Raw genomic sequence first — 5,657 nt, 5'->3', positions numbered from 1 at the left:
ATTCAACAAGTGTGCAGTGCATGATAATAGCAGGCGATCTCGTCGATCGATTGGCAATGATCAATGCGGGCTGCCACGGAGACACGGCAACGGGGCACACGCCGGCAGGAACTCACGTACTGCTTCGGCCCATTTCGACTGGTTCCYCGCCGTCAGTTGCTGCTTCTCGACGGACGCCCCGTCAAACTGGGCGGGCGCGCATTCGAGCTCTTGCAGCTGCTGGTGCAGCGCTGCGGCGAGCTGGTCAGCAAGAATGAGCTGATGGCGGCGGCCTGGCCGGGCACCTTCCTCCACGACAGCAATCTCAAGGTCAACATGTGGAGCTTGCGGCGTTCGCTGGGGGATACCCAGATCGAGCCCGTTTACATCGCCACCGTGGYGCGCCGCGGGTACAAGTTCATCGCGGATGTGCAAATCAGCATCGGCGAGATCGAGGACRATCTGGCGCTTGCCGATCCGCTTCCCCTGTCCAATCCGCCATTGTTGCGCGGCATCGTTGGTCGCGAAGCGGAAATCGTCGAAATCGCCGATCTGTTGGCCGACAACAGGCACGTGACCTTGGCTGGCGCAGGAGGGATCGGCAAGACGACCGTTGCCGTGGCCGTCGCCCAGGCGTTTGCACCACGGTGTCGCGACGGCGTCTGCTTCGTCGACCTCGCAACAATTTCCGATCCGACGCTGTTCGGCGCGGCGCTGGTGACGGCACTGAGCATCAGAGGCAATACGGACAACGGTCTGGCCGCGGCTCTCGATTATTTGAGACCGCGGCAGATGCTGCTCGTTCTGGACAATTGCGAGCATGTTCTGCCCGCCGCCACGATCTTTGCCGGCAAGTTCATGGCGGACACATCGCCTTGCAGGCTGCTTGCGACGAGCCGCGAACCGCTCGGCACCGCCACCGAGCATGTCGTGCGGCTTGGTTCGCTGGCCTCACCGAAGTCTGGCCATGCCCTGACGGTCGATCAGGCCGTGAAGTTTCCGGCGGTGCAGCTGTTCGTCCGTCGCGCCGCCGAATGGTCGGACTACCAGTTCGCTGACGATGATTGCGAGGACGTCGCCTCGATCTGCCACTCGCTCGACGGCCTTCCGCTGGCGATCGAACTGGCGGCGGCCCAGATCGGCAGGTTCAACCCTCGCGAATTGGTGGCGCTGCTCGACCAGAAGCTGGGTTTTCGCGCCCCCAGCGCCGAGGGCGCGCCGCCGCGCCATGAAACCCTGATGGCGACGATCGACTGGAGCTTCCGGCTGCTGTCGCAGAAGGAAGCGAGACTTTTCGCGTCGCTGTCGGTGTTCAGTGACGCCTTTGATGCCGAGGACGCGGTTTTCGTCGCGGAGGCGGCGGGGCTCACCCCGGTCGACGTCGTCACCGGCCTCGGCAGTCTCGTCGCCAAATCGCTGTTGAGTGCGCAGGCCCGGGGCGCGAGCCTGCGCTACCGGCTGCTCGACAGCACACGGCGGTATGCCGCCGAGCGGCGCCAGGCCGATCCGGCCTGCGGCCAGGCACGGCGCCGTCATGCACTATGCGTCCTCGCGTTGTTCGAACAGTCCGAGGAGGAGTGGAACTGGCGCGAGCCGACCGATTGGACCCAGCGCTACCTCGGTCGCATCGCCGATATGAGAGCTGCGCTGTCTTGGGCATTCGGCGAGGAAGGCGATACCGTCCTCGGAATCAGGCTCACGGTTGCGGCGATCACCTTGTGGTCGGAAACCTCCATCCTGTCGGAAGCGCAGGCACGATTGGAGGACGCGCTCGCCCTGGCCAAGACGGTCGCGTGCGATGATCTGTCGAAGGCAAGGCTCGCCTGCGCCCTTGGATGGAGCCTGTTCTACGCTCGCAAGATGTCGAATGAGAACGAGGTTGCCTGGCTCGATGCGATCGCCTTTGCAAGGCGGGCCGGCAACATCGAGTATCAGCAACGTGCGCTGGTGGGCTTTGCCTTTTACCTGTTGCAGATCGGCCGGATTGCGCGCGCCATAACCTATCTCGAGGAGGCCACCGCGCTCGCCGACCGGGACCGCGACCTGACGGCAACGTCCGAAGCCGATCGCGCACTCGCCTGGGCCCGCGCCTTTGCCGGCGAATTGAGCAAGAGTCGCCCGGTTCTGGATCGTCTCGCGGCGACCTATTCGCTGGCAGAGGGCCGTTCGCGCAAGGATGCGAACGAGGTCTACCGGTTCATCACCGTTCGCTTCAACCTGCCATTCGTGGCGTGGATGCAAGGGCAAGCCGATTACGCGGCAAGACTGGCCCGCGACGCCGTCGACGCCGCGGACCGCAGCGGCCATTGGGTGTCGCAGTCGAACGCACTTGGGCTCGCCGCACTTCCTGTCGCGTTCGAAACCGGCAATCTGGACGCGCTCGAGAGCTTCACCGAGCGGCTGCGTCGCAACCTGGAACGTGAGCGCATCTCGCGCTGGGTTCCGGTCGAGCGCTATTTCTCCGCCTGCCTTCGCGACTTGCGTGGCGATCCGCGCGCAGTGGAGGATATTCGCGCCGCGATCGACGAACTGATCGAATGTCGCTTCTTGATGCGGATCGGCAGCTATCTCGCGGTCGTAGCCGGTGCCTTGTTACGGCAGGAGCGTATCGACGAGGCGCGCGAAACCGTGGCGCGAGCGATCGCGCACCAAGAGCAGCAAGGCGAGCGTTGGTGCCGTTCGGAGCTGCTGCGGATCCATGCGTCGGTCCTGCTCCATGCAGGCGAGACCCAACGCGCTGAAAAACTGCTGCAGGAAGCGCTTGTCGAAGCGCGAGCAATAGGCGCCTTGACCTACCAACTGCGTATCGGCACTGATCTTGCGAGCCATTGGATGGCGCTTGGCCGCAGGCGCAAGGCCCTCCAATTGCTTGCGCCGATCTATGATGAATTCACCGAGGGGTTCGAATCACAAGACCTCGTTCGTGCCTCCCGATTATTGCATCTGGCGGCTGCCAAGGGTCGTGATGGAAAGCAACTTGATCAATCAAGGCTCAGAAGAGGCAAACGTACCTCTCTGCTCCTTGAGCATACAATGTCTTCGGCTTTTCCTCGGCCGTGAGGTCCAGCCCGGCGTCCATCACAGCCGCAGCACCTTGCCGGGATTCATGATGTTTTGCGGATCGAGCGCGCGTTTGATGGTGCGCATGATGTCGAGCTCGGTCTTGGACCGGTAGTGACTGAGCTCGTCGAGCTTGTCGATGCCGATGCCGTGTTCCGCCGAGATCGAGCCGCCCATGGAGGTGACGAGATCGTTCACGGCCCGGGTGATGGCGGACGAATATTGGGTCAGCGTCTGCTGATCCATGCCCTTGGGCCCCATGAACGAAAAATGCAGATTGCCGTCGCCGATGTGTCCCAACGGATAGGGGCGAATGCTCGGTAAAATATCGAGCACGGCCTTGAGCCCCTTGTCGATGAACTCCGGAATCCTGGAGATGGCCACCGATACGTCGAAGCTGATCCCCGGACCTTCCGCCCGGGAGGCCTCGGCGACGCTTTCCCGGATACGCCACATGTTGCGCGATTGACCGACCGTGTGAGCGATCGCCGCATCGAGCACGCGGCCGGCCTCGAGTTGATTGGCGAGAAACTGCTCCATCTTCTCGGACATGCCCTCGGCCCCGTCCCGGCGCGCGCGCGAGGACGACCATTCAAGCAGGAGGTACCATGGCGTGTCCGCCCTGAGAGGGTCCTGGGTGCCGGGGATATGACGCAACACCATGTCGATGGCGCTGCGGCTCATCAGCTCGCAGGAGCCGACATTGTCCTCCGATGCGGCATGCGCGTCGGACAGGATCTCCAGGGCGGCGCGTGGATCCCGGATGGCCAGCCACGACGTGCAGACATCCTTGGGGGCAGGCCATAGCTTGAGCACGGCCTTCGTGATGATGCCCAGCGTCCCTTCGGCGCCCATGAAGAGGTGCTTGAGGTCGTAGCCGGTGTTGTCCTTCTTGAGCGAACGCAATCCGTCCCAGACGTCGCCGTTGGCCAAGACGACTTCAAGCCCCAGGACGAGATTGCGGGCATTGCCATAGCGGAGCACTTGCACGCCGCCGGCGTTGGTCGACAGATTGCCGCCGATCATGCATGAGCCCTGGGCGCCAAGGCTGAGGGGCAGGAACCTGTCGTGATGGGCCGCGGTCTCCTGAAGCGTTTGCAGAACGCAGCCGGCCTCGACCGTCATCGCGTAGCCGACAGGATCGACGTCCAGGATGCGGTTCATGCGGCCGAGCGACAACACGATGCCGGTGTGCGCAGGCCAGGGCGTGGCCCCGCCCATCAGGCCGGTGTTGCCACCCTGCGGCACGATGGCGACGCCGTGCTCATGGCAAAGCCGGACCACCTTGGAGACCTCCTCGGTGCTGCCCGGACGAACGACGGCCCCGGCACCTCCAACCAGCAATCCACGCCAGTCCGTCACGAACGGCTGCTTGCCGTGCTCGTCCTCGATCAGACCCTTCTCGCCCACGATCGTGCGCAATGCATCGCGCATCCGGGCGGTCAATGGAGCGGTCGGGATGGTGGGTACGGACGACGGTAGCGGCATTTGTTTCCCCTGGCGCATCTTGGTGTGCACTGCGCACGTGACGTGCGTCGGGGGCATTGTCCACGTTTGGGCCGGGGAGTCTAACGGCAATGTGGCTCGACCATGAAACCGGGGCGGGTGGTTTGTCCCCTCATAGCGGCCGCTTGATCCCGGCCGGCAGAACCTCCGCCGCAGAGACGGCGCTTGGCCCCATCGGCGCGAGCCACCCGCAAGCCGATGTCATTGGCAACATCCATCGCATCGACGGCCGAGCCGGGTCAACCGGAACTCGTCGCGGCGATATCGGCTTCATCACCGGTTGATGTGCTGACCACGCGTCGATCCCGGCAACGTTCAGGCAATCTCCGCAACATTTGTAAACATCTTCGCCAACATCCCGCGGCCATCAGGGTATAGGACGCGCTCGAACTTTACCGATCAGGATAGACAGAATGCTATTGAGGTCCTCGGCGGCGCGCATGGGCATTGGCGCGGCCTGCCTCGTGCTCGTCGGCATCAGCCCATTGTGCGCAGAGCCGGTGTTCGACAGTTTGGCTGGCACATGGTCGGGCATCGGCACGATGAAGCCGTCCGACAGCCCGCGTGAGAAGGTTCGCTGCAAGGTGGCGTACAACGTCACCAGGCCTGGACGGTCGTTGACACTTGATCTGCGCTGCGCGAGCGATGCGTACAAGATGGTCCTGTCCGCGAACATCGAGCAGAGCGGGACGGAGCTTTCCGGCAATTGGTTCGAGAGCGAATACCGGCAGGGTGGCAAGGTCTACGGCACCAACAAGGATGGCCTGATCGAGGCGCGAATTGAGGGAAACACCGTGGCCGCGCTGGTGACGATCCAGACCAAGAGCAATCATCAGTCCTTCCTGATGGAGGCACCGGGCTCCTGGATGTCGGAGGTCGCGATCGATTTGAACAAGGAAACCAAGTGACTTCGATCACCGAACGCGGACTGCAAGGTGACAGCCGCGGAGTTAAAGGGCAGGTCCCTAGTGGATAATCTGGTTCAGGAAGCCCTTCGCCCGGTCGGTGCGAGGCGCCCGGAAGAAGGTTTCCGGATCCGCCTCCTCGACGATGCTTCCGCGATCCATGAAGACGACCCGGTCGGCGACCTCGCGCGCGAAGCCCATCTCGTG

Annotated in this window: 4 protein-coding genes and 1 pseudogene; 3 read left to right on the top strand and 2 right to left on the bottom strand. The window is 63.3% G+C overall.

Annotated features, from left to right (window positions below; genetic code table 11):
* Positions 1–156 precede the first annotated feature (156 nt).
* On the top strand, positions 157–3,039 hold the full coding sequence (locus ACXJL8_RS32085; RefSeq protein WP_456686226.1) for an ATP-binding protein: 2,883 nt from the start codon (positions 157–159) through the stop codon (positions 3,037–3,039).
* Positions 3,040–3,057: 18 nt separating this feature from the next.
* Here the strand turns inward: ACXJL8_RS32085 and ACXJL8_RS32080 are convergent, their stop codons facing one another.
* Positions 3,058–4,527 (bottom strand): FAD-binding oxidoreductase, encoded by a 1,470-nt coding sequence (locus ACXJL8_RS32080; RefSeq protein WP_456618694.1) that lies wholly within the window; start codon positions 4,525–4,527, stop codon positions 3,058–3,060.
* Positions 4,528–4,616: 89 nt separating this feature from the next.
* Between ACXJL8_RS32080 and ACXJL8_RS32075 the strand changes: the two genes are divergently transcribed.
* A complete protein-coding gene (locus tag ACXJL8_RS32075; protein WP_456618693.1) occupies positions 4,617–4,829 on the top strand; it encodes a hypothetical protein in 213 nt (70 codons plus the stop codon).
* 129 nt (positions 4,830–4,958) lie between these two features.
* Positions 4,959–5,453, top strand: a complete 495-nt coding sequence (locus tag ACXJL8_RS32070) for a hypothetical protein (RefSeq protein ID WP_456618692.1) — start codon at positions 4,959–4,961, stop codon at positions 5,451–5,453.
* A gap of 57 nt (positions 5,454–5,510) precedes the next feature.
* Here ACXJL8_RS32070 and glnQ read toward each other — a convergent pair.
* Positions 5,511–5,657, bottom strand: a pseudogene (gene glnQ / locus ACXJL8_RS32065) (glutamine ABC transporter ATP-binding protein GlnQ); the annotation flags it as partial.

The sequence above is a fragment of the Bradyrhizobium sp. P5_C11_2 genome (genome assembly GCF_054049755.1).
Note: the sequence above shows the minus strand (reverse complement) of the source record. Positions and strands in the feature narration are given on the sequence as shown.

What these genes read in the sequence shown, in the direction of transcription:
- ACXJL8_RS32080 (WP_456618694.1), bottom strand. Translation starts at nt 4,527, where the DNA reads ATGCCGCTACCGTCGTCCGTACCCACCATCCCGACCGCTCCATTGACC.
- ACXJL8_RS32075 (WP_456618693.1), top strand. Translation starts at nt 4,617, where the DNA reads ATGTGGCTCGACCATGAAACCGGGGCGGGTGGTTTGTCCCCTCATAGC.
- ACXJL8_RS32070 (WP_456618692.1), top strand. Translation starts at nt 4,959, where the DNA reads ATGCTATTGAGGTCCTCGGCGGCGCGCATGGGCATTGGCGCGGCCTGC.